This window comes from Dietzia kunjamensis (genome assembly GCF_045689975.1).
Taxonomy (GTDB): Bacteria; Actinomycetota; Actinomycetes; order Mycobacteriales; family Mycobacteriaceae; genus Dietzia; species Dietzia kunjamensis.
Window position 1 is genome coordinate 1609803 of the sequence record NZ_CP143297.1, and the last position, 25490, is coordinate 1635292.

Sequence of the window (25490 nt, forward strand, 5' to 3'; positions counted from 1 at the left end):
TCCACCGTAGCCCCGGTGGCCGCGTGCTGTGATGAAGTTGCCAGGCTTGGACCCTGTATCGGGCCGCGACAGACCCGATGCGGTTCAGAGCGGCCCCGTCAGATTGCTGCACTACGATTCGAAGGTGATGTGACCGATGGTGACGTCCGTCCCGATCCGCGCCCGAGGAGATCCGCTCACCGTGCTTCAGAACTCCCCCCGCTGGAAAGAGGTCTCCCGCTCGGCTTTCGAGCACGAGAAGCAGGGTCTGGCGTTGCTCGCCAACGCGGTGCCGGACTCCGCGCCCTACCGGGTGTGGGCCAACTTCGAGTTCCAGGACAGTCACGGCCAGTGGCACGAGGTCGACGCGCTGGTGGTGGGTCAGTCCCGCATCCACCTGCTCGAACTCAAGTCGTACCACGGCAGGATCGGCGGCGACGAGCACCGCTGGGTGACTGACCGGGGCGGCCGGGTGGACAGCATGCGCTCGCCCATGGTGGCCACCCGGCGCAAGGCACAGCGGTTCAAGTCCAAGCTCGAGCAGGAGATCAACCGGATAGCTCAGGACCTGGACGAGGATCCGCAGATCAGGCAGGTCGCCGCTGCCGTCGGCCGTCTGCCGTGGATCCAGGAGGCGGTGTTCCTCCACGACCCCGGGGTGGTCTCGCACCTCGCGGCGGACAAGGCCCACAACATCTTCGGAGTAGACCCGGCGGACTTTCCTGACCGTGAGGTCCGCACCAACCTCCCGCCGATCGCCGACCGCGTCCAGGAACCGGTGGGACGCGAACGGATCAGCGAGGCACTGAGCATGCTCATCGCGCTGGCCATGCGCAAGATCGCGGGGATCACTGTCCGCGATCACATGGCAGGCTCGTACCTCCTGCACGACCGCGTCGACTCCCCGGACCCGCGCTTCCACGAATGGGACGGCGAACACCGGGAGACCCGCGAGCCGATCCGCGCGCGCGTGCTCAACGTGGCGGCAGCAGCCACGGAGGGCGAGCAGATCCGCATGCGCAGGACGCTGCGCCGGGAGTACGAGCTGTTATCCGGGCTCGGTAACGAGCACATCGTGGCCCCCCGCTCCATGGAGACGCTGCGCGGCACCTCGGACGAGGTGGTGATCTACCCGGCGCTGCCGGACCATCGCCCGCTGGACGTTGCGCTGCCGGGGGCCAAGCTCTCGTCCCGGGAGCGCGTGGAGATCGTCCGCCAGGTCGCGGACGCGCTGCTGTACGCCCACCGGCACCAGGTGGCGCACCGGGGTCTCGACCCGACCACCGTCCTGCTCGACACCCGACTGCTCTCCACCCGGCCGGTCGACGCGTACGGCCGCATCGAGGTGAAGGTCGACGGCTGGTCCGGCGCGGGGACCTCGGAGGCGTCAGGAACGGTCCTGGGTGCCACCGGCTCTGCCACGTCGATGCCGGGCGACGAGCTGTCAGGCCGCGTATACCTGGCACCGGAGGCGGCGGGCGTCCACACACCGGACCGCATGGCGGCGGATCTGTTCTCCCTCGGTGCGCTGGCGTACTACATCCTCACTGGCGGCCATGCCCCCGCCACGGACCGCTCGTCGCTGCTCGACCGGCTGGAGCGCGACCGCGGCCTGGACATGTCCGCGGTGACGAGCGAGTTCGATCAGGGCCTGCGTGAGCTCGTCATGGACGCCACCGCGGCGACGGTCGACACGCGTAACTCCAAGTTCGGCGTCTCGGATTCCCGCCAGGGGCTCTCCCCCGTGATCGGCTTCGAGCGGCGCCTGGCCGAGGCCGCACGCCCGGCCACCCCGCAGCCCGCCGCCGAGCAGATGGACGCGCTGCGCCCGATGATCGACGGGGTGCTCGAGGGCCGGTTCGTCATCAAGAAGGTCCTGGGCTCGGGGTCCACGGCGGTGGGCCTGCAGGTGGAGGATCTCACCGACGATTCCGGTCCGCCCACCAAGGTCCTCAAGGTGGCCCGGGACGAGCGCGCCGCGGAGCGACTGGCCGCGGAGGCGGAAGTCCTGCGCTCTCTCGGCCAGGGGCTGCCGGCCAAGTACTCCTCGCTGTTCGTAGCGCTGCTCGAGGGCCCGATGGTCGTCCACGACCGGCGCACGTGCCTAGTGCTCACGGATTGCGGGGAGGTCTCGCTGGCGAGCATGCTGCAGCTCGGGCGGATCTCCCAGGACCGGTTCTGGAAGTTCGCCATCAACCTGGCGGACATGCTTGTCGCTCTGGAGGCGGCGGGGGTCGCGCACCGGGACATCAAGCCCGCCAACCTCGGGATCGTGGGCCGGGGGCGCGGCCAGCACCTGGCCCTGTTCGACTTCTCCGCCTCCCGCGAGTCCCTGCAGCACACCAAGGTGGGCACCGGCGTGTACCGCGATCCGTTCCTGGGCCGGCGGTCGCGGCAGATCGCCGACTCCTCGGCCGAGCGATACTCGGCCGGCGTGGTGTTGTTCGAGATGGCGACGGGTGAGACTCCGACGTACGGGGACGGGGTGAGCGAGCCCTCGCTCACCGACGGTCACGTGGTGATTCCGGCGGAGGCGATGCCTCCCGAGTGGAACCAGGACGTGGTGGAGCAGATGACGGGGATCTTCACCCGTCTGCTCGACGGGGACAGCGGGGTGCGGTTCGGCTCGGCGCAGGAGTTCCGCGAGGCGCTCGCGGCCGTCGCCGCGTCGGTCACCGCGGGTGACGGGGGGACGACGACGAGGGAGCCGGTCACTCCACGCGATGCCCCCACTCCCGTGACCTCCGTCGCTCTCCCGACGTTGGCGGAGCTGGCGGAGGAACTCCTGCGGGCGGCGGGCAGCTCGCGCAGCTCCGATTACCGGCTCGTGCGGACGATCCTCGGGCGGGGCGAGGGCGCGCCGGAGGATCCGTTCCAGGCCATGTCCCGGTACGCCGAGCCGCTGCGGCTGAGCGCTGGCAGGATCCCGCAACTCACGGGTAAGTTCCCGGCACTGTGGCAATCCTCCCCGGTGCTGGCGGCGGCGTTCGAGGAGATCCGCGCGGCCACCCGCCGGGAGATCGTGCGCCGCGGCGGGGTGGCGAGCATCCGGCAGATCGCAGGCGCGGTGGAGCAGAGTCTCCCGGCGGAGCAGGGGCACCGCGATTCCGAGCGACTGCGTTTGGGCGTGCTGCGGATGTTCGACCTGGGCCTGCACCGCGCTGACGCCGCTGGCGGGTCCGAGGTCGAGCTGCTGCGCCGCGGTCGCTCCGCCCGGGTGATCGGGATGAGCGTGCACCCGGATTGGGCGCGTCCCCTGGTGGCCGAACTCAACCGGGCGGCGCACGACCTGCTCGCCGAGCCGGGGGTGCGGCACGTCCCCGCGGAGCTGGTCCACACGGAGCTGCGGGGGGCGGCCCGGTCGGTGCTCTCGGAGGCCGCCGACGCAGAGTCCCGCATCGATCCGCTCACGCTGGCGGAGCTGGCGGTGGCCGGCGACGACGAGGTGGCGCTCACCGCCACGGGCGACCTGTACTCCACCGCGATGGAGCTGCCCGAGCTGCTCGCGCTGACGCTGCCGCGGGCTGCCAACCAGTTCAACCTGGGCTTGCTCAAGGACCTCATCCGCGCCCGCTTCCCGGAGCTTCGCACCCGCGAGCCGAGGCGTGAGGACGTGGAGGCGGTGCTGGCCGAGCACATGCCGGGGATGGCGTGGGATCCGCAGCACCGGGATTTCCGCTACCCGCAGCAGGCGACCGGGCTGAGCATGGTGCATACCCGGACACCGTCTGCGTTGGTTACCGACCGCTCCGGCACCGCGGATCCTCTGATCGAGCAGCTCGCGCGCGCGGCCTCGAACCCGGGGTTCGTCTCCGTCTCGGTGCCCTACGGACGTGGAGACGAGGTCGCGAGCAAGCTGGCGGAGCGCCTGGGCGCCGAGGTGGTGGACCTGTCCGCTGAGGTACTCGCCAGCGTGGACTCTCTGCTCGAGACCAGCGGCCAGCTGGACAAGCGCGGGGATTTCCTGCGGCTTCCGCCCGAGCAGGTGTGCGGCGTCATGGAGGCCAACGTCACGACCGTCCTCGATAACGTCGATGCCACCGACGGAGACGCACTCGTCCTCACCGAGGCCTCGCTGCTCGCCGAGTACTCCCAGCTATCCCAGCTCGGGCGATGGACGGATCTCACCGCTCCCCCGCGCCGGCCAGTGGTGTTGGTGACGGGCCGCGCCAAGGACGCCCCGGGCCAGCCGGACCAGGTGGATGGACGCCCACTCCCGATCACCAGCGACTCGCAGCTGGTGAGCGTGTAAGCAAGGATCTATTTCCGCTTGCCCAGCGAAGGTGCTCCGCCGGACCGCACGTCGAGTACCCCCACTACGTTGTCCGGGCCACGCCTGATCTGGCGACGTCGCTCCAGGTACGCATCCAGTAGGAAGGCCAACTCGAGCTCGGACGGCGCGGACTTCCGGCGACGCATCGCTATGGCGCCCTGAAGCTCCTTGAGGCCTTCTTTTCGGAGACGGGCCCTTTTTCTGGCGCGCGCGTCGTAGCGCACTCCCTGATTGATGAGGAAGTTGATGTCCGCGTCGCATTCGGCGATAGCGTTCCGGACGCCTTTCGCGGTCGGGTCGCTGCAATGCTTCAAGAGCTTCCGGACCCTGATCCTGGCGGCCTCGATGCGGCCGCGTTCTTTCGCGGGGAGCGACTGCAGACGTTTCGTATCGGCTGCGGAGTCGGGAACCACCGAGATGCGCCCGCCGGCCTTCGGAGAGCCCTTTCCCGTCCCGCCGGCCGCCGCGGCCTGGCGATCTCGGGCCTCACGGACCGACCTCTTGATTGCCTTCTTGCTCTTCTGAGCGACCGCGCGTTTGGCCACGAGCGCTCGGATTCGCGAACTGTCTGCGGGGACGCCGTCCTCGATGAGAGTAGCGATCCGGGCATCGATCGCGGCGATGGCGCGTTGGCGCTCCTCGTCGGTGTTCATGTCGGAAACACTATCCGGGTCTCGCCGCTCTCACGTGCTTCGTAGGATGGTGTAGGGACTCGCAACGCGCGGGTCCGTGTGTGTGAAAGGCCAGGTGCCAGGTGGCGGGTAAGCGGCGGAAGTCGGCGGAGCAGCAGACGCTCACGGACGCGTTGCAGCCGGTGGTGCGGGAGCTTGTCGACGACATGCGTATTCGCCTCGCGGCTGACCTGGACAAAATGGCGGAGTGGAAGACAACTCACGCGGCGCTCAAGGAATCCCAGCGCACGGGCGCCACGTGGGCCGATTGGCAGGAAGATCAGCTGACCCAGGCGGCGGTCGGGTGGGTGCTCACGAGTGTCTTCGTGCGGTTCTGCGAGGATAACGACCTGCTGGGGGCGCACCAACGCTGGATCAGCGGTCCGGATGCGGACGGGCGTCGGCGGGCGGTGGATGAGCAGGACCGATTCTTCTCGGCGAACCTAGATCAGAGCTTCCGTGGCTATCTGCGTCATGCGTTCTCCCAACTCGAGCGCTCCCCTGCGGCGGCACCCTTGGTGGGCGAGCACGCCGGGATTCACATCGCCGAGCCGAGTGACGACGCTGCGCAGCGTCTGGTGGAGTTCTGGCGGCAGCCCGATGCCGAGAATGCGACTGTCTGGTCCCTGCGCGATCTGGCATTGGATACGCGTTTCCTGGGCGACATGTATCAGGACTTGTCGGAGTACGCCAAGAAGAAGTACGCGCTGTTGCAGACACCGGAGTTCGTCGAGGAGTTCATCCTTGATCGCACGCTGACCCCGGCGCTGAAGGAACGTTCACCCAGGCTTCCGTCGGTCGATGCAGAGGGTCGGACGGGGCCCGTGGACTTCCAGATCATCGATCCTACCTGCGGATCTGGGCACTTCCTCCTCGGGGCATTCGAACGGATGCTGGACTATTGGCGAGCCGAGGCTCCGGGACTGGAGCCGACCGAGCAGGTGCGACTGGCGCTCTCCTCCATCCACGGGGTGGACATCAATCCGTTCGCGGTGGCGATCGCCCAGTTCCGGCTCATGGTGGCAGCACTCCGAGCGATCGGCGGGTCAAGCCTGCTCAACGTGCCCGCGCTGCCGCTACAGGTGTATGCCGGTGACTCGCTGCTGTGGAGCGAGGACTCTGCCGGGCAATCCGGATTCGACTACGGCGATCTCTCCGTCGATCCGGACGCTGTTGCCAGCGGATTCCACTTGTCTACGGAGGATGTGGCGGCGCTGCGGCGAACGTTGGCGCGGGACCAGTACGACGTGGTGGTAGGCAATCCGCCGTACATCACGGTGAAGGATAAGACCCTCAATCAGCGGTACCGCGAGTTGTACGGATACTGCAAGGGCACATATGCGCTGACGGTGCCGTTCATGGAACAGTTCCATGCCTTGGCCAAGTCCGGCACCACCGATCCGTCCAGGGCGGGGTGGATCGGGCAGATCACCTCGAACTCGTTCATGGCGCGCGAGTTTGGTGTTCCGCTTATCGAGGAGTTCTTCCCGCGGGTTGACTTGCGGGAGGTTATCGACACGTCCGGTGCGTACATCCCTGGTCATGGCACCCCCACCGTGACGTTGGTGTCGCGGAATCGCCGACCGAGCGCATCCACCGTCCGAGCTGTGCTAGGCATTCAAGGCGAACCAGGTGCGCCGAAAGACCCCGCCCACGGGCTGGTGTGGCGGAGCATTGTTGAGTACATCGATTCGCCGGGTTTTGAAGGCCATTGGATCAGTGTGGATAACTTGCCGCGTGAAACGCTCTCGGCACACCCTTGGTCGCTACAAGGTGGTTCAGCTGGACTCGTCAGCTCGCAGATCGACCAATCGGCTGCTTCGCTCCTGACAGACCACATCGGCGCACCTGTTGGAGGTTCAATCCGGGCAGGCGCAGACGAAGCATTCATGCGTCCAAATTTCGGTAGCCCAAGGTTCAAGAATGATAGCCATTCACGGCTATTCCTTACGGGTGACGGTGTCCGTGACTACTCGAGCGAGGTTCACACTCGAATTCTGTACCCTTACAAATACGGCTCTCGCGAGTTAGACATAACATTTCCCAAAGAGTCGCTGTGGCGTATGCGCGCGTTTCTGGCTAACAGGTCGACATTCCAAGGAAAAATGGCTGATGCTGGCCTCGAGTGGTTCGAATTCATGCAGCACACTTATAAGCCGTACAGTACGGAACTCTCGATCGCGTTTGCGGAGGTGGCTACGCATAATCACTTCGTGTTGGATCGGGGTGGGAAGGTATTCAAGCAGACCGCGCCCGTGATCAAGCTGCCGGAGGGGGCGAGTAAGGACGAGCATCTCGAACTGCTGGGGGTGCTTAACTCGTCCACGGCGTGCTTCTGGCTGCGTCAAAACTGCTACCCGAAGGGCGGCGATCCCGTTGGGGATTCTGGCGCTCGGGTAAGCAAGGAGAAATGGTCTGATCGTTATCAGTTCAACGGGACCTCAGTAGCTGACTTTCCCTTGCCCGCGGGTTCGGTACTGGAACGTGCTCGGCGCATCGACCAGCTCGCGCAGGAGCTGGCGGCGGTCGAGCCGGCCGCGCTTCTTGAGGACTCCTCTCCCTCGGCGGAGCTGTTCGCCCGCGGCGAGGCAGAATGGGAACGGATTCGTGGTCGGATGATCGCCGAGCAGGAAGAGCTGGACTGGCAGGTTTACCACCTGTACGGGTTCACCGACTCCGACCTGTCGCTCCCGGTTGGTGAGGTGCTCGGGATAGCTCTGGGCGAGCGGGCGTTCGAGATTGCCCTCGCGCGCCGGGTGCAGGCAGGCGAGGCCGAGACGGCGTGGTTCGACCGTCACCGCTCGACCCCGGTCACCGAAATCCCGGACCATCTGCCGGCCGGGTACCGGGACGCGGTGCAGCAGCGCCTGAACCTCATCGCCGAGGACCGCTCGCTCGAGTTGCTCGAGCGTCCCGAGTACAAGCGGCGCTGGTCTTCCGTGCCGTGGGCCGACCGGGTCCGCGCAGCTCTGGCGGCGTGGATCCTGGACAGGTTAGAGAACCCCGAGCTGTGGAAGGACCCCAACGGGTATCCGCAGCCGCAATCGGTGCGTCAGCTGGCAGCGAGGGTCGAGACTGCTCCGCAGCTGGCGGGTGTGGCCGAAGCGCTCGAGTTGTGGTCGAGCAAGAGGCAGGCCGGCGTGCTTGCCAACCTCGTGGCGCTGTTGGCGGACGAGGCCGTGCCGTACCTGGCCGCGCTCCGGCTCAAGGACTCGGGTTTGCGCAAGTTTGCCGAATGGCAGGTCACCTGGGACGCCCAGCGCGCCGAGGACCATGGTGAGATCACGACCGCGCAGGTTCCGGTGCCGCCCAAGTACACCTCCGCGGACTTTCGCAAGACCTCGTACTGGCAGGCCCGTGGCAAGCTCGATGTGCCCAAGGAACGGTTCATCGCCTACCCCGGTGCCTCGGGGCCGGACGATCCCACCGCGATGCTGGGATGGGCAGGCTGGGACCACGCCGAGCAAGGCATCGCCCTGGTGTCGTTGTACGACGATCGCAAAGATGACACCGACCTCGCTCAGCTCGTCCCGCTAGTGGCCGGGCTGGCCGAGCTCATGCCGTGGATCCGCCAGTGGCACTCCGGTATGGACGCCCACTCCGGAATCGATTGGGCCGACTATCTCGGCGGACAGCTCACATCGCTCGCTGAGCGTTCCGGCGTCGCGATCGCTGACCTGCCCGCATGGCGTCCCGCCCCCGCAACTCGCGGCCGCAAGCGCGTCGCAGCCGCTGCTACTACACCCGGTAAGGAAAGCTAGAAGACATGGCCTTCACCCCTCCCGGCGCGACGGCAGGGTCGGGCACTAGCCCCACCCTGCGTGACGTCTTCTCGATCCCCGAGCACTCGGGAACCTCGACGTTCGTCCTCCAACTCTCCGACGCCGTCACCAGGGACGAACTCGGAACCACCCTGGCCGAGTACGTGGTGACCCCGTCCATCGGCGATGCCTTTGACGAGGCGCTCGCACTAGTCGACAGCGCTCTGGCCACCGGAGAGAACAAGGGCGCCTTCCTCAAGGGCTCATTCGGCTCCGGCAAGTCGCACTTCATGGCTGTACTCCTGGCCCTGCTCACCGGCGACCCCCGCGCCCGCGCCATCGCCGAACTCCAGCAGCACATCGCCGACCACCCGCGGGCCACCTCGAGCAAGATCCTCGCGCTGCCCTTCCATTTCCTGGGTTCGAACTCCATCGAGGACACCCTCTTCTCGGCGTACCTCGAGCACCTGAACCGGCTCCACCCGGGAGTCACCCCGCCGGTACTCCACATGGCCGACGGGTTGCTCGAGAACGCCGAACAGATGCGTGCCGAGGTCGGCGACGAGAGGTTCTTCGCCCGCCTGGCCACTGCCACCACCGGACCTGGCGGCGTCACCTCGTCGTCGTCATCCACCCCCGGCGGCCTCGACCTGGCCGCGCTCGGCGGCGCCACCGCCGCCACCTGGGACCGCGACTCCTACGACCGCGCCCGACACCCCGCCGCGTCCCGCGCCGAGCGGGATGCGCTCGTCTCCGCGCTCGGCCAGACGTGGATCACCTCCGCGCACACCAACACCGACTGGCTGCATCTGCCCGAGGGGCTGTCCGCCATCGCCGCGCACGCCAAGCCCCTCGGCTACGAGGCCGTGGTCCTGCTGCTCGACGAGCTGATCCTGTGGCTCACCTTCCACTTCTCCAACCGCGAATTCTTCGGCCGCGAGATCCAGAAGCTCACCGGGTTCGTCGAATCCGACCAGGGACGCATGGCAGTGCCGGTCGTCAGCTTTATCGCCCGCCAGCACGACCTCAAGGCGTGGAAGGACTCCTCGATCGAGGCCGGCGAGGCCACCAAGATCCGCGAGCAGGCCATCGCGCACCAGGAAGGTCGCTTCTCCGGTATCGCGCTCGGCTCGGCCAACCTGCCGCAGATCGCCCACCGCCGGCTCCTCACCCCCAAGAACGCCGCGGCGGTCGAGGCTCTCGAAGCGTCGTTCCAACGGCTGCACCTGTCCCCGGCCGTCAAGCCCGTCCTGCTGGACAAGGTCAACACCGACGACCAGCATCGTGGTGCCACCGAGGAACAGTTCCGGCTCACCTACCCCTTCAGTCCGGTCCTCATCGACACCCTCGTCCACCTGTCCACCGCCATGCAGCGCGACCGCACTGCGCTCAAGGTGATGGAGTCGATGCTCGTCGACCTCGCCGACACCATGACCGTCGACCAGGTGATCCCCGTGGGCGAGGTGTTCGACTACATCATCGACGGGACCCAGAAGGGTGGTACCGACGAGGCGGTGGCCGCCCGCTTCCGCACCGCGCGCACACTGTGGCAGGACAAGCTCCGTCCCGCCGTGCTCACCCAGTTCCCGGACGCTGACCCGAGCGTGCGGGACCTGGACCAGCCCAAGGGCGTGCGGGCCCAGCTCCGGCTGGCCAAGACGCTGTTGCTCTCCGCTCTCGCGCCCGAGGTGCCAGGGCTCAAGGCGCTCACCGCCAGCCGCCTGGCGCACCTCAACCACGGGGAGCTCGTCTCGATCGTCGCCTCTGACGCGCCGACCCGCGCGCTCGCCTCTGTCCGCGAGTGGAACACCTCGGTCCCCGAGATCACCGTGGGCACAGACAGCCACGATCCGCTGATTTCCATCACGCTGGAGGAACTGCCCTTCGACGAGATCCTTGAGCGCGCCCGCGGCGAAGACACCTTCTCGCGGCGCCGCGAACGGCTCCGGTCGATGCTGCAGGAAGAGTTCGGGATCGCCGCCATCGACCCGCAGGCCGACGGTGCGCGCTCGACCCGGATCACCTGGCGCGGCACGAATCGGACCGTCGAGATCGTCTTTGGCAACGTCCGCGACCCCGGCTCCGTGCCCGACACCCTTATCGCCCCCGTCGAACCAGGGGCGCTGCGGGTGATCGTGGACCTGCCGTTCGACGAAGAAGGCCACGGAGTTTCCGAGGACCACGCCCGACTCGACCGCCTCCGTACCGACGGCCACGATCACTTCACGCTCGCCTGGGTCCCCGCGTTCCTCGACCGCAAGCAGATGGACGACCTGGGCAAGCTCGTCACCATGGACTGGGTTCTGCAGTCGGAGAAGTGGCTCGGCTACACCAGCTACCTCGCCGACGGCGACCGTGAGCGGGTTCGCCAGGTCATGGTGACCCAGCGCAACCAGCTCGCCGGGCAGCTCGCCGCCATCCTGCGCAAGATGTACGGCATCGCCGAGGGGGCAGTGTTCCCCGAGGGGCAGCCGCCAGTCCGCTCGTTGAGTTCCTCCGTGGTGGTGCAGCGGCCCGTCGGCGCCTCGCTGCGCGAGGCCGCCCGGCGGCTCTACGATCAGGCCTTTGACCAGCGCTACCCCGACCACCCTCGGTTCGACACCACCAGCGCGCTCACGCAGAAGGACTTCGCGGTCTCACTCGACGTGCTGCGCCGGTCCGACGCCCGCGAAGACGGCCGCGCCGCGGTTGTTGCTGCCGAGCGCAAGTCCGTCCAGCTCGTGCTGGGTGGCCTCCGGGTGGCCGACGTCCACGAGTCGCACCTCGTGTTCCCCAGCGCTACCTTTGCCACTCTGGCCGGGCAGATCGACCGCGCGCTCGCCGAGGCGGAGAAGTCCGGGCAGACCGACGGCGTACTCACGGTGGCACAGGTAGTGGCCACCGTCGAGAAGCTCATGCCACAGGCAGGGCTCAACCGCGACTGCACCACCCTGCTCGCGGCGGCCTGGGCCGAGTCACGCGACCGCAGCTGGTTCACCTACGGGACTCCCGTCGCAGCGCCGGCCTTCAAGGACATCCAACAGTCGCATCAGTTGCGCGAGCCGGTGCTGCCCGAGCAAGGCGAGTGGGATCGCGCCGTCCAGGCTGCCCAGCACCTCTTTGGCATTCCCGAACGAGGTCACCTCTCCCCCACCAACCTCACCCACCTGGCGGGTGAGGTGGCGAGCAAGGCAGAGGAGTTCAAGCGGTCCAGCGAGGATCTAGTCGAACAGCTGGCCAAGCTCGAGCATCGGCTGGGACGGAGCGAGGAGGGGCGCCGCCTCCAGCTGGCCCGCCGGCAGACGCAGCTGCTGCAGACGCTGGTGCGCAAGAAGCAGCACCACGGCGAGATCGTGGCGGCCCTCGCCGCCGCCGGTGAGGGGCCGGGCACCTACCTCGGGGCCACCACCAACGAGGCGAGCCAGTCCATCACCACCGCCGAGGAGGTGGCGGCCGTGGCGCGCAACATCACCCCGAACCTTGAGACGTTGATCGGTGGTCGTGCCAAGCAGGGCGCCCTCGGCGGCGAGGCCACGCAGATCGTCATGGACCTCGACAACGGCGTCGATACCCACGAGTTCGTCCAGCATCTGGCCACGTCTGTTCAGAAGTTTGAGAAGCGCGCGCAGGACTGGATCAACAAGGTGATCGCCGGCGGAGACGGCCCCGGGAGCGGCGGCACCGGCGGCACTGGGGACGCCGGTGGAGGCGCGGGTCCGGGGGATAACGGCGGTTCCGGGACTGGTTCCGGCGGCGGGGCCGGTGACACCGGCGGCGGCCCGGAGGTCGGTGCCGTGCGTATCGAGGGTTTTGGTCCGCGCCGGTCCTTTGAGGCCCGCGGTAGCCAAGTTGAGACCGCGCTCCACCGGGCACTCGCCGACCTCGAGCGGTCCTACGGGACGGGCACCCGCTTCCGGATCGAGATCACCGCCGAGGAGCCCCGAACATGACCACGGCCAGTGCAGGGGTTGCGGGGGGAGCCACCTCGTCGTCGTCCCTCGGTACGGCGACCGCCGCCGACCTCATTCCACTCCTCCACGGCCTCTACCGGGACAAGCAGCACAAGCGCGGTTTACTGGTGATGCACGCCCGTCCCGAATGGGACGGCACCGAGCTGCGCGTCGACGACCTCACCGTGCCGGTCCACTGCTGCCGGACTGTGCTGGAGATCCGGGACGTGGTGCGGCACCGCAAGGATCCCGAGGTGCCGTGGCGCGTCGTGCTTACCGACCTCCCCGAGGAGCAGATTCCCCAGGGAGTTAAGGAGCACTTCCAACCGCTCGGGCGCATGCGGGAGCTCGACCCCGTGGGCACCCTGCTCGGGATGTTCTCCGCCGACAAGACCGACGGCCGCGTCCCCCGAGGGCGGGACGACGTCCGGGGGCTCACGACTGCGCTGGGCGATCACCGCGGCTCCCTCGCCCCCTCCCCGACTCCGGTCCTCACCGCGGACCACCTCTACGGGTCCATCAGCACGCTCGTGCTGGGTCTGGAACCGGATTACCGGCTCGCGGACCTCTTGGCCTGGAGCGCCACCCCCGACGCCCACGCCGCGTGGGACGAGCTGGCCTCGCGGCTCACGTCTAACGTCCGCGCGGGGCTCATCACGTGGCTGTGCCGCACGTTCACGCTGACTGGCCCCGGAATCCGCAGCCTGTGGGCTAAGAACGGGCCACGGGCGCTCCTGCCCGCCGGCCTGGCAGCGGAGACCCTCCGCACGCCCGACTGGCAGGACACACCCACCGAACTCACCGGAGCGCGGGCCCTGTTCAGCCACCACATCGGCGCCACCCTCGGAGACCAGTCCCTGCGCGAATGGGGGTCCGCCGCCGCCAAGGCCGTCCGCACCTCACTCGATAACGGGCAGCCGCTCACCGCCGTACTCAGCGAGGCCCATCGGTTGATCAGCGGATTCGAGCAGAATAGCGGCGCCTCGCTCCTCGCCGGATCCACAGTCCTGCCCGGCTCCTTCCAACGACGCCTCGACGTGTACGCCCGCGGCCTGGCAACCGCCCTCGACGGAGGGAGCGAGACCGCGTTGCTGCGGGGCCTCGAGGCGCTGCGGGTGCACGTCGAAGCCGAGCGCTCCCGGCCCGATGACCTCGAGACCGCCGCCGCGCTGGTCCGGCTCCACCGGTGGAACCGGACCGAGGCCACCGCCGTGGCCGACCGGATGCGTTCTGTCGGTCACGTCGAGGCGATGCGCGCGTACGTTGACGAGCTGAGCTGGGTGGACCGGGCCGTCAACTCGGCGTGGCGTGGATTCACCGCCGATCCCAAGCCCGCGATCGGGCAGTCTGCGGCGGACCCCGACGCGCTCGGTCGTCGCGTCCTCGACCACACCCTCGCCGTACGACGCGACATCGACCGGACCTTCGCTGCGCTCGTCGGTGCGCGTTTGGCCGACCGCTCCACCGCTGGCGACGCCCTGCTCGTGGAGGACGTGCTGTCCAGGGTCGTCGCGCCCCTGCGGACGTCCGGGCCGGTCGAGTCCGGTCAACGGAGTGAGCGGGCGCTGCTCGTGGTGGTGATCGATGGCCTTTCCGTGGCCGCCGCGCACGGGCTACTCGAGGACGTGGCAGCCCGTCACGCCACTGTGTGGCAGCGGCTCGACCTGGCCTCCCTCGGACTCGACGTGGCAGCCTCCGCTCTGCCGTCGGTGACCACAGCGTCGAGGACCTCCCTGCTCAGCGGAGAGCTGGCCCTCGGCGGGCAGCAGGAGGAGCGGACCGGGTTCGCCGCCCTGTTCCCCGCCCACCCCTCTGTCAGCGACGGGCCACTGTTCCACAAGGCAGACCTCGACGCGAGCATTGGCGATACCGTCCGCAGCGCCATCTACGACACCAAGCACGTCCCCGTGGTGGGCGCGGTGCTCAACACCGTCGATGACGCTCTCGACCGGTCCGATCCCATCGCCACCACCTGGACCACCTCGCGCATCACCCACCTGGACAAGCTGCTCGACTACGCCAGGGCCGTCGGACGAGACGTGGTCCTGCTCTCCGACCACGGACACGTGGTCGAACGCAGTCGAATCGGCAAGGTCACCGCCGACGGCGCCGTGAGCGCCCGATGGCGGCCCGCCACCGGGGCTCCCGCCCAGGACGGCGAGCGAGCAGTGTCCGGGAACCGGGTGCTCGCGCCAGGCGCCAGCGGCGCACCGCATCACAGCGCGGTCCTCGCCGTGGACGAGGACCTGCGCTACACCGGCAAGAAGGCCGGCTACCACGGCGGTGCCTCCCCCGCTGAGGTCTGTGCGCCCGTCGCCGTTCTTGTCCAGAGCCTCGACGGGCTCGGAGAGGACTCGCCGTTCCCCGCAGGTCCGCCCGTCCAGGACCCGTGGCCCGCGTGGTGGCCGATCGCGACGGCGACCTCGACCGGTGCTGAGGCCAAGACGGCCGTGGGGCAGCCCGCCGCAGGACGGGCCGAGCAGCCGACCGCGCCGACACCCTCCACGCGACGCGCCGCGCAGCGGGACGCCAACCAGGTCTCGCTGTTCGAGTCGCTCGACGGAGATGAGTCGCCTGTTTCCCCGACTCCCGACCGGTCGCGGACGCCCGCCGATAAGTTTGCGGATCTGAGCCGTAGCCCGTACTTCAAGGACCGGGTCAAAACGCAACAGCTTAAGCCCACTCCACGCGAGTTGGCGGACGTGCTGCGCGAAGTCGCCGCCAACAACGGCCGCATGCCCGTCGCAGTGCTCGGCAACTTGCTAGGGCTCAATGCGCTTCAAGTCAGCGGCACCATCGCGAGGATCCAGAAGGTGGTCAACGTCGATGGCATGCCGGTCCTCGAGCGTGAGGACAACGATGTGGTGCTGACAACTCAGACCCTTTTCGAACAGTTCGGACTGTAGATGACCGTCTCCCCCGCCCGCCGTACCGCGATCATCGACGCACTCCGTCGAGGCACCGTCCCCGCCGACGGGCTGGACCAGCTCGCCGTGGGCCTCGACCGGCTCGCGCCGGTCCTGGGAGAAGAACTGGACAAGGTCGCTGGCGGCGCCGCCGTGTTCAAGGCAGTCCGCGGCGAGTACGGATCCGGCAAGACCTTCTACGCGCGCTGGCTCCAGCAGCAGGCCCTCGACCGCGGGTTCGCCGTGTCCGAGGTCCAGATCTCCGAACTCGAGACGCCCCTGCATCGGCTCGAGACCGTGTACCGGAGGGCCTGCGAAGAACTCCGCACCCCCGCCGTCTCTCGACAGGCATTCCGGGCCGTACTCGACGACTGGCTCCTCGGAGTGGAAGACGACGCGGCCTCCTCCGGAGCAGACGGCGCCGAACTGCTCGAAGAGAGACTGCGCTCCGTCGCCGACGCTGCGCCCGTGTTCCCACTCGCCCTGCGCGGGTATCGGGACGCATTACTCAACGGTGATACCGAGGTTGCCGACGGGCTTGCCGCCTGGCTCGGCGGTCAACGCAACGTTGCCGCGTCTGCTAAACGAGCAGCCGGGGTGAAGGGCGAACTCGACCACTTCCTGGCGATGGGCTTCTTTCAGGGCCTACTCCAGGTGCTCGCCGGCTCCGGCCACCGCGGGCTTCTGCTGGTCCTGGATGAGGTCGAGACACTCCAGCGCATGCGCGGCGACGTCCGAGAGAAGGCGCTCAACGCTCTGCGGCAGTGGATAGACGAGCTCGATTCGGGACGCTACCCCGGGATGTACCTGCTCATCACCGGGACCAGCGCCTTCTTCGAAGGACAGCAGGGCATCAAGCGACTGCCTCCGCTCGACCAACGGATCGGCGTGAAGTTCGACGCCGACCCCCGATTCGATAACCCCCGGCAACCGCAGATCCGGCTCCAGGCCTTCGACTTCGACCGACTGGTCGAGGTCGGGTCGCGCGTGCGTGACCTCTACGTGGTCGGCCTCGACCCCGCCGTCGCCCAGCGGGTCACCACCCTCGTCGACAACCCCTACCTGCGCGTGCTCGCCGAATCCGTGGCGGGAAAACTCGGCGGCCAGGTGGGGATCGCACCCCGCCAGTACCTGCGGATGCTCGTCGACTGCCTGGATCGCGTCGAGATGTTCCCGGACTTCCTCCCGCGGCAGCACTTCACCCCGACGCTCGACGCGTCCGACCTCAGTCAAAGCGAACGGTCCGCGGTGGCGGCCTCGTCGTCGTCCCCCATCGATGACCCCGACGCCATCGAGCTCTAGATGGACCACCACGCCCCGCAGGGCTTCCCCGCGCTGCACCCGCTACTGCAGCACCACGTGGTCAACTCCCTCGGCTGGCCCGGCCTGCGGCCACTGCAGGAGGAGTCCGTCCGGCCACTCATCCACGGCGAGGACGCCCTACTGCTCGCGCCGACCGCCGGCGGCAAGACCGAGGCCGCCGTCTTTCCCGTCCTCACCCGCATGGCCCACGAGGACTGGGCCGGGCTGACCGTCCTGTACGTGACCCCGCTCAAGGCGCTGCTCAACAACCTCGCCGTGCGACTGGTCGACTACACCGCGTGGATGGGTCGCCGCGTCGAGGTATGGCACGGAGACGTCGGCGAGAGCGCCCGCAGAACCATCCGCGCCGACCCCCCGGACATCCTGCTCACTACGCCCGAATCCATCGAGGCGATGCTCGCCTCCACCAAGACCGACCACCGCACGCTGTTCGCGAACCTGCACACCGTGGTGATCGACGAGGTGCACGCCTTTGCCGGCGACGACCGCGGCTGGCACCTGTCCGCTGTGTTCTCGCGTCTCGAGCACCTGGTCGGGCGGCCGCTGCAGCGGATCGGGATGAGCGCGACCGTCGGCAACCCCGAGGAACTGCTGCAGTGGTTGCAGGGCGGTGCCGACGGGAGGGCCGGGCGAGTGATCGCGCCGGGCGTCGCCGTGGGCGAGGCGGTCCGGCCTGTCGCCGGTGACGCGGAGATCGTGGTGGACGCCGTCGACACTCTCGACTCCGCCGCTGTGTTGCTGTCCAAGCTGTACCGGGGGCAGAAACGGCTCGTCTTTGTGGACAGCCGGCGGCAGGCCGAGGAGCTCGCGTCCATGCTCCGGGGCTTCGACGTGGACGTGTACCTCTCGCACTCGTCGCTCTCCGCCCAGGAGCGGAGGCGGTCCGAGTTGGCCTTTGCCGAAGCGCGCGACTGCGTGATCGTGGCCACCTCGACCCTCGAGCTGGGGATCGACATTGGGGATCTGGACCGGATGATCCAGATCGGTGCCCCGACCACCGTGTCGAGCTTCCTCCAGCGGCTCGGCCGGACCGGACGCCGCGCAGGTACCGTCCGCAACTGCCTGTTCATCGCCACCGAACCCCGACATCTGCTCCGGACGTTGGGGCTCCTGCATGCCTGGGGCACAGGATATGTTGAGCCAGTCGTGCCTCCGCCGGTCCCGCTGCACCTGGTGGCGCAGCAGATCATGGCCGCGATGCTGCAGGAGGGCGCGCTGCCGCGGTATGGCTGGCAGGACCGGTGGGCGGCCACCCCGCTCATGCATGTGGACACCCTGGAGCGTCCCGCCGAGCTGATCGTCGACTTCCTCGTGGAGCGCGGGTACCTCAACGTCGACGGCGGCGCCATGTTCCTCGGTCCCGATGCTGAGCGGGTGTTTGGCCGCCGACATTTCATGGACCTGCTCACTACCTTCGCGATGCCGCGAGAGTTCACCGTTCTCGCCGGCCGGCAGGAGGTGGGCACCGTGGAGTGGAGGGCTCTCACTAGCGGCGATGAGCCAATTCATCTGCTTCTCGCGGGGCGGTCGTGGAAGGTCACCGACATCAACTGGCCCAGGCACCGAGTGCAGGTGGAGCCCGCCGCGGGCGGCGGCAGAGCCCGGTACGGGTTCGGGGGCGCCGACATCGGTCGGCAGGTCGCGCAGGGCATGCGCGCTGTGCTGCTGGGCGAGCTCCCCGAGCAGATTCGTCTCACGGCACGCGCCCGCGCCGCACTCGCCGACGACGAGGACCGGCTGCGTCACACGGTGAGCCCACACGGTCCGGTGTGGTCGACCACGGACAACGTCCGGAAATGGTGGACCTACGAGGGCAGTGCCGCGAATCGCCGGTACCAGGCGGCGCTCGGGCCAGCATTGGGTGAGGAGCTGGCGCCGCAGGGAGGGGTGGTGCAGCCCGACGCGATTACCCTGCACGAGGGCATGCCCACCGGGCCTGCAGCGGAGCGGCTCGAGTTCTGGGAGTCCCTACCGGAGAGTGAGCGGCCGCTTCCTGCGGTGCCCGCGACGCTGGTCGACAAGCTCAAGTTCTCCGAGGCGCTGCCGGTCGAGTGGGCCCTGGAAGTGCTAGCACGGAGGATGTCTGCTTGAGAATTGAACTGATCTGACCCGAGGCATGCGGAGCGTAGAACGTATGTCTTGCTTGGCTCAGTCTGATCTAAGGACTACGCCGATCTTGGGCTGCACCCGGCGACTCCTTCGAGTTCTAACCACCCTTCGTCTCCGTCGAGTTCGAGGTGGCGGCCCGCCCAGGGTGGGACTCGAGTTAAGCAAGACTTGTTGAGCTAGCACCAAAGAATGGTGGACGTGACCTCCCTGACCTCGGCGGAACCGACAAACAAGTAGCTGCGATAGGGCATGCTTGTATCAATGACTGTCAATGCCAGTGACCCAGCAGTGAGCCAGCGTGCCGAAGAGGTGGCGAACCTAGAGCTGCTCCATAGGTCGGGCAATCGAGATTATGCTTTGCGGTCCCTCGACGAGCGGGGCGGCGCGCAAGAGCTCGTTCGTCAACAGTATTCTGGACGTTACCCCTTTGAATTGCTTCAGAACGCGAACGATGCCGCGCGAGAAAACGGCATCAGCGGACGCGCGACCTTCGTCCTTACTGAGACGGCACTGCTGGTCGCCGACAATGGCGCGGGTTTCGGGGAGCAACAGGTTAAAGCAATCTGCTCGCTTGGTCGGTCGTCCAAAGGGCCGAGTACGTCAATTGGTCACAAAGGACTCGGATTCAAGTCTGTCGGTGAAATTACGGACCAGCCGCAAGTCATTTCTATTGGGACTTCGTTTCAGTTCGACGGCGCGCGGCTCCACCGCGATTTACTCGAACTTTTCACCTCGCTTCCACCGAAGCAGCGGTTTCCCGTTTATGCGTTTCCGTACCCCGTGTCCGAAGCTGACATCGGTTCCGATGCTGAGCAAATAAACCGCCTTCGCGCAGACGGTTTCACGACTATCGTCAGGCTTCCGATTCGCAGCGGGGTAGACAGGGCGACCGTCGCCCACCACCTCGTCAGGAATCTCTATCCCAGGCTGCTGGTGTTTCTTCCGGACATTGACCACCTCGAGCTTCGTGGAACTGATTCGGACTTCACGGCTGAAGTTGCGCGCCAGGATGATGGAGCGGTCGAACACGTACTTGTCGAGACAGTTGACGGTAGCGAGGAGTGGCTCATCTATCGTGGGACAGCCTCGCCGGATGTAGGCGTTCTCGAACCGATGGGAGAAGCATGGTCGCTCATCGAGAATGTGAACTTTGCAATCGCCGTTCCTCTTGACAATAAGTCGCAGCCAGTTGCATCCGAGACGTTTCCGCTCCACGTCTACTTCCCGACGGAGGAAAGTCCGGGACTCCACGTCGCGGTCCATGCGGAGTGGGCTCTCACGATGGATCGACGCCGCATCGCAGACACCCCAGAGGCAGTCGGGTTCAATCGATTCTTGCTCGACTCCGTAGCGGAGTTCGTAGCAACGACCGTCGCAGTTAATCTGGTCGAACGCAGTAGCGCGAGTGCTGCAAGCGTCAACGTCTTGATTCCAGTGGAAGTGCAGGGTCTTGACGGGAATGCAGCGCACTTGGCAGCCCGCTGGCGGGAGCTCCTTGCGAATGTCGCCTTTCTTCCCTTTAGCGACCACGTGCTCCATCGGCCAGTCGAGGCACGTCTCCTCCCTGCAGGTGTGCCAAACTCCCGCGTCGCACACGAATTGACAGCCTTGCCGGCAGCCGAGACGCTGCGTCCGGACCTTGAAGCTGAGCCTGCGGTCCGGACTTTCGTGGCAACCGTAAGTTATCGACCACAATTCACAGAGTCAGATTTCTTCAGTCGGATGTATGCGCCGACGATCGACACTGTTCGCGACTTATACGCGTTTCTCGTGGGTTGGCGGAACACGCGCGGGCTATCCCTGGTCCAAACGCTGCGGGAATTTCCGTGCGTTCTCACGACCAACGGTCAATTTCTCGCCCCTGGCAAGCAGACAGTCTTCTTCCCACGACGGGATTCGTCGCTACCCGACGATATCCCCGTGCCTATCGCGGTTCTCCCTGATGTTGAGGGGGTCCAAGGACTACTCACCGATCTCGGTGTCAAGGACTTCGAGTGGCGCGAGTTGATTCGCGAGTACCTCGTCAAGATATTGGAGGACCCCGCCGCTGATCCAACAGAGCGAGAGCGCGCAATGAACGGACTGCGTGCTTACCAGGACGTTCGGCGAACTGGTGGCGAGGAAGTCGGAGTTCTCCTTGGTCGCGTGTTGGTACCGACGCGCACGTCGGACAGCACCTGCGCAGTGAGTATGCGCAGGGCCGACCAAGTCTATTTCAGCAGTGATTGGACCGGCTCGACACGCCTCGAGCAAATCTACGGGGCGTTCGGCGAAGCCGAATTCCTCGCGTCCGCGGTCCCTGAAGATTTCGACCAGCGCGAGTCTGAGCTTGGTTTCTACCGGATGCTCGGTGTTGTCGACCACCCGCGTCTGGATTCAGTGACGGCGAAGTACTCAATAGGGAGTCCGCGTCACCCTCACGCAAACGATGAGGCTTTCGCGGAATGGCTCACAGCTCTGGCAGAGGACTCACAAAGGTGCCCCCAGGGGCATGACACCCGACAAGAGCTGAGCGCCAGTTACAGGCTCGACAGGTTCGTCGACCTGGCGAAGATTGCAGACCAAAGCCGGCTAATTCCGCTATGGCAGGAGCTCGCACTTAATTGGGGCAAGGTCTACGAGGACGGTCTTGAATCCACCATCCGCTGCGAACACGGGTGGCACTCCAACGGGAAAAACAGGTCCGTCGAATCTCTCTTCGGTTACCTCTTGCGCACACGTCCCTGGGTGCCGGTCTGGCTCGCCGGAAAGGCCTCCGTAGCTCGCCCCGCCGATGCCTGGGTCGAGACAGTCGAACTCCCTCCTTCGATACGCAAGCGCATTCCGCTCATTAAAGAAGCCATGTTTCGAACTCGAGGCGGTTCGGCGATAGCCACCGGTCTAGGAGTCATCGAGGCTGCGCGACCCGGCCGTAGCGATCTCCTCCGGCTCCTCGAGTCGGTTGCAGCCGAAGCAGACGCCTCCGGCATAGTTGATCGAGATTTGGAGCTAGCTGCCCGTTGGGTGCAGCGCACTCTGGAGGACGTGATGCCGCGCGATGTTGTGCCGCATCCGGACCCGAAGAAGGTGCGGGTTCTCGCCTCATACTGCGGTTCGAGGTCATTCGTATCCCAGCCGCCCTTCGCGGAGGATGCGCTGTTGCGCGGAACCTGGGAAAGGCGTCGTCCGGTGCTATTGGCTGATACTAGGCGCAATCGATTGACCTCATACCTGGGTCTGGTGAAGCTCGATGACGCCGTCTCGACGACTCCGCTCGCCTTCGGAGAGCATCACGGAGCAACGTTAGAGGCGGTGCGTAAAAAACTAGATTCGACGAAACCCCATATTCTCGCGCTAATAATTGCGGAGAACTCCCACGCAGAATCTCGCGCACGCCCGGCTCTTCGGAGGCTCGAGTTAGTTGTCTGTGATCGTCTTGTCCTAAGATACGCCTACGAGGGCGATGAAGTAGAACGTGAGGACGCAACTTGCTACATCGCCTCTCGCCAAGAGGTCCACGGCCGCGCTCGACGCAACATCGGGACTGCTTATCTCGAACTCAACGATGAGACAAAGGAGCCGGACTGGTTCGCTGTCGGTCGGCAGCTTGCCCAACATCTCGATAGCACGGCCCATGCCGACGCCATTACGATGCTCCTTAAGATGGACAAGGGCGACCGCGAACGAATGATGACCGACCGTCAGATTTCGCTCAAAGCAGTCGAGGAGGCGCGGGAGCGTTTGGAGCTTCCGCTTGCAGACGAGGAGGAGTCACGAAGTACCCTCGACTCTCTGATCGCAGACGTAACATCGCCCGTTTCCGAAGCCTCGGACGCCCTGTGTTCTGCGCGGACTCGACAATCTCATGAGGAACTTCATAAGGCTGAAGTGTCTAATGGGATCGAGATGACTGATGGACACTCCAACCTTCCGAGAATCGATTGGGATGCGGTTGAACTAGTCGATGCGACCCCGGCCGTCCTCGCGGCCCGCAGCAGCGAACCGGCGGTCCGAGCCAGCGCGAGCACTGTTGGATCATCGACAGCACCGACAGTGCAGAGTCAGGTGGACAAGGTTGCAACGGGCAAGCTCGGTGAGGAGATCGCTTACAGGAAGGAAAGAGAAAGGGTGGCCGCATTCGGGGGCGACCCCGACACCGTCTTCTGGCGTTCAAGGGGTGACGAACTCGCACCGGTCGACATCCTTAGCTTCGACAGGGATGGGAATCGGATCTATATCGAAGTCAAGGCGACATCGGCGTCCGATCCTTCCACGCCTTTCGATATCTCCCGGTCCGAGTTGATAGAAGCGGGCGCATACGGAGACCGCTACTTCATTTACAGGGTCACTGACACGAATACGGCGACTCCCCGAATCACTCGGTGGGCGAACCCTATGAAGCTCATACGAGAGAACCGAGGTCGGTTGCTTCTTTCTGGCGCCCAGATGGAGCTTGGCCTCGCGCCGGTGTCCGAAAGCTATACTGCGGACGTCTAGGCGTAGCCATGGCTAGATTGATTCGTCAGGGTGGATTTGCAGGCAAGCAAAGTTGGTTAAAGCTGGCAAGCGCGATAGATGGGCAGGTAGTCTCAGTGCCGCCCGGCGGATAAGGCTCCCTCCCGCTAGTCTTTGCCAATTGGCCGTTGGGAATTTACGAGGCACCAGTGGAGATCATTGCGGCCCCCCAATTCGCATGTTCACGCGAGTTCGACGATCTCCATGTACTCCTGGCTCCACAGATCCTCCGTACCGTCCGGCAGGATGATGACCCGCTCCGGCTCCAACGCCTCGACGGCGCCGGGGTCGTGCGTGACCAGCACGACCGCACCCTCATACGTCCGTAGAGCGTCGAGGACCTGCTCGCGCGAGATCGGGTCCAGGTTGTTCGTGGGCTCGTCCAGCAGCAGTACGTTGGCCGCCGACGACACCAGCCCCGCCAGCGCCAGACGCGTGCGCTCACCACCGGAGAGCGTGCCTGTCGGCTGCTCGAGTTGGGGGCCGGTGAACATGAACGCCCCCAGCAGGCTGCGCAGCTCCTGCTCCCCCGCGTCCGGCGCGGCGTGGCGGATGTTCTCCCACACGCTGGCGTCCATGTCCAGGGTGTCGTGCTCCTGGGCGAAGTAGCCGATCTTGAGCCCGTGCCCGGAGACGACGCCGCCCTCGCCATCGGTGCGTTCCACACCGGCGAGCAGCTTGAGCAGCGTCGTCTTGCCGGCACCGTTGTAGCCCAGCACCACCACGCGGCTGCCCTTGTCGATCGCCAGGTCCACCCCGGCGAACACCTCGAGCGAGCCGTACATCTTGGTCAGGCCCTTGGCGAACAGCGGAGTCTTGCCACAGGCCGCGGGAGTGGGGAACTTGATCCGTGCTGCTTTGTCGGCCACGCGGACCTCGTCGAGATTGTCGATCATGGCGTCGGCACGCCGGATCATCTGCTTGGCGGCGGCCGCCTTGGTGGCCTTGGCGCCCAGCTTGGCGGCCTGCATCTTGAGCTGCGAGGCCTTCTTCTCCGCATTCGCCTTCTCACGTCGGCGACGGGCCTCGTCCGTGGCGCGGGCGTCGAGGTACTTCTTCCACCCCATGTTGTAGGCGTCGATCTCCCCGCGCACGGCGTCGAGGAACCACACCTTGTTCACCACGGCCTCGAGCAGCTCGACATCGTGGGAGATGATGATCAGCCCGCCCTCGTGCTTCTCGAGGAACTGGCGCAGCCAGGTGATGGAGTCGGCGTCGAGGTGGTTGGTGGGCTCGTCGAGCAGCAGCATGGTCTGCGACTTGCCGGCGCCGTCGGAGGCGGCGAACAGGATCCGCGCGAGCTCCACGCGGCGGCGCTGACCGCCGGACAGGGTGCCCAGATTCTGGGTGAGGATGCGGTCCTCGAGCCCCAGGCTGTTGCAGATGCGGGCGGCCTCGCTCTCGGCCTCGTACCCGCCGCGGGCGGAGAACTCGTCCTCAAGGCGTCCGTACCGACGCACGGCCTTGTCCATGGCCTTGTCGTCCGGGGCGGAGACCATCTGCTCCTGGGCGGCGGTCATGTCTGCCATGATCACGTCCAGCCCGCGGGCGGAGAGGACCCGGCTCCGCGCGAGCTGGTCCATGTTGCCCTCGCGCGGGTCCTGCGGCAGATATCCCAGCTCACCGGTCCGGACGACCTTCCCGGCGTAGGGTTCACCTTCGCCGGCGAGGATCCTCATCGTCGTCGTCTTACCCGCGCCGTTCCGTCCCACCAGACCGATCCGGTCGCCGGGCTGGACCCGCAGCGAGGACCCGTCCATGTGGAGCAGGGTGCGCACGCCGGCGCGCACCTCAAGGTCGTCGATGGTGATCACGTGCGCGGGTACCTCGCTGTAGCGTTCGGGGAAGAGTCGGCGGCCCGCCCGCTGACGAGTCCGGGCCGACCTGCCACTCTACCTGCGGCGCGAGTGCGCCGACGAGTCCGGTGACGTGGGTCTCCGCGACCAGAGAGCGTGCGCCGAGTTCGCTATCCGGCGGATTCTCTTGCCGCGCGTCGGTCGCTGCGACCTGTGGGCGGCCTGACTGGCGTACGTCGGATGAGGTCG

9 protein-coding genes and 1 pseudogene are annotated in these 25490 nt (G+C 66.5%); 8 read left to right on the plus strand and 2 right to left on the minus strand.

Going from position 1 to position 25490, the window contains the following annotated elements; genetic code table 11:
* The first annotated feature begins 136 nt into the window (after positions 1 to 136).
* Entirely contained in the window at positions 137 to 4231 is a 4095-nt protein-coding gene (locus VZF99_RS07515) for a protein kinase domain-containing protein (RefSeq protein WP_407336009.1), read from the plus strand.
* 8 nt (positions 4232 to 4239) lie between these two features.
* On the opposite strand, the gene VZF99_RS07520 is transcribed toward VZF99_RS07515, so the two are convergent.
* Complete coding sequence (locus tag VZF99_RS07520; RefSeq protein ID WP_407336010.1) at positions 4240 to 4905, minus strand: hypothetical protein; 666 nt, start codon at positions 4903 to 4905, stop codon at positions 4240 to 4242.
* Between the two features lie 101 nt (positions 4906 to 5006).
* Between VZF99_RS07520 and pglX the strand changes: the two genes are divergently transcribed.
* The 7 genes and pseudogenes from pglX to VZF99_RS07555 all read left to right on the plus strand — a co-directional run bounded on the left by pglX (position 5007) and on the right by VZF99_RS07555 (position 23427).
* The gene (pglX, locus tag VZF99_RS07525) at positions 5007 to 8684 is read left to right on the plus strand and encodes a BREX-2 system adenine-specific DNA-methyltransferase PglX (RefSeq protein ID WP_407336011.1); all 3678 of its coding nucleotides are present in this window, start codon (positions 5007 to 5009) and stop codon (positions 8682 to 8684) included.
* Between the two features lie 5 nt (positions 8685 to 8689).
* Positions 8690 to 12613 (plus strand): DUF6079 family protein, encoded by a 3924-nt coding sequence (locus VZF99_RS07530; protein WP_407336012.1) that lies wholly within the window; start codon positions 8690 to 8692, stop codon positions 12611 to 12613.
* Positions 12610 to 15519 carry a BREX-2 system phosphatase PglZ gene (pglZ, locus tag VZF99_RS07535; RefSeq protein WP_407336013.1) on the plus strand — a complete coding sequence of 970 codons (2910 nt, stop codon included), beginning with the start codon at positions 12610 to 12612 and terminating at the stop codon, positions 15517 to 15519. The genes VZF99_RS07530 and pglZ overlap by 4 nt, the downstream gene beginning before the upstream one ends.
* Positions 15520 to 16821 carry a BREX system ATP-binding protein BrxD gene (gene brxD / locus VZF99_RS07540; RefSeq protein ID WP_407336014.1) on the plus strand — a complete coding sequence of 434 codons (1302 nt, stop codon included), beginning with the start codon at positions 15520 to 15522 and terminating at the stop codon, positions 16819 to 16821.
* Positions 16822 to 18933 (plus strand): DEAD/DEAH box helicase, encoded by a 2112-nt coding sequence (locus VZF99_RS07545; protein ID WP_407336015.1) that lies wholly within the window; start codon positions 16822 to 16824, stop codon positions 18931 to 18933.
* A 279-nt stretch (positions 18934 to 19212) separates the two neighbouring features.
* Positions 19213 to 19602 (plus strand): annotated as a pseudogene (locus tag VZF99_RS07550) (sacsin N-terminal ATP-binding-like domain-containing protein); the annotation flags it as partial.
* Between the two features lie 129 nt (positions 19603 to 19731).
* Entirely contained in the window at positions 19732 to 23427 is a 3696-nt protein-coding gene (locus VZF99_RS07555; protein ID WP_407336096.1) for a DUF3883 domain-containing protein, read from the plus strand.
* Positions 23428 to 23627: 200 nt separating this feature from the next.
* On the opposite strand, the gene VZF99_RS07560 is transcribed toward VZF99_RS07555, so the two are convergent.
* Positions 23628 to 25259, minus strand: coding sequence for an ABC-F family ATP-binding cassette domain-containing protein (locus tag VZF99_RS07560; protein ID WP_407336016.1), 1632 nt, complete (start codon positions 25257 to 25259; stop codon positions 23628 to 23630).
* Positions 25260 to 25490 lie beyond the last annotated feature (231 nt).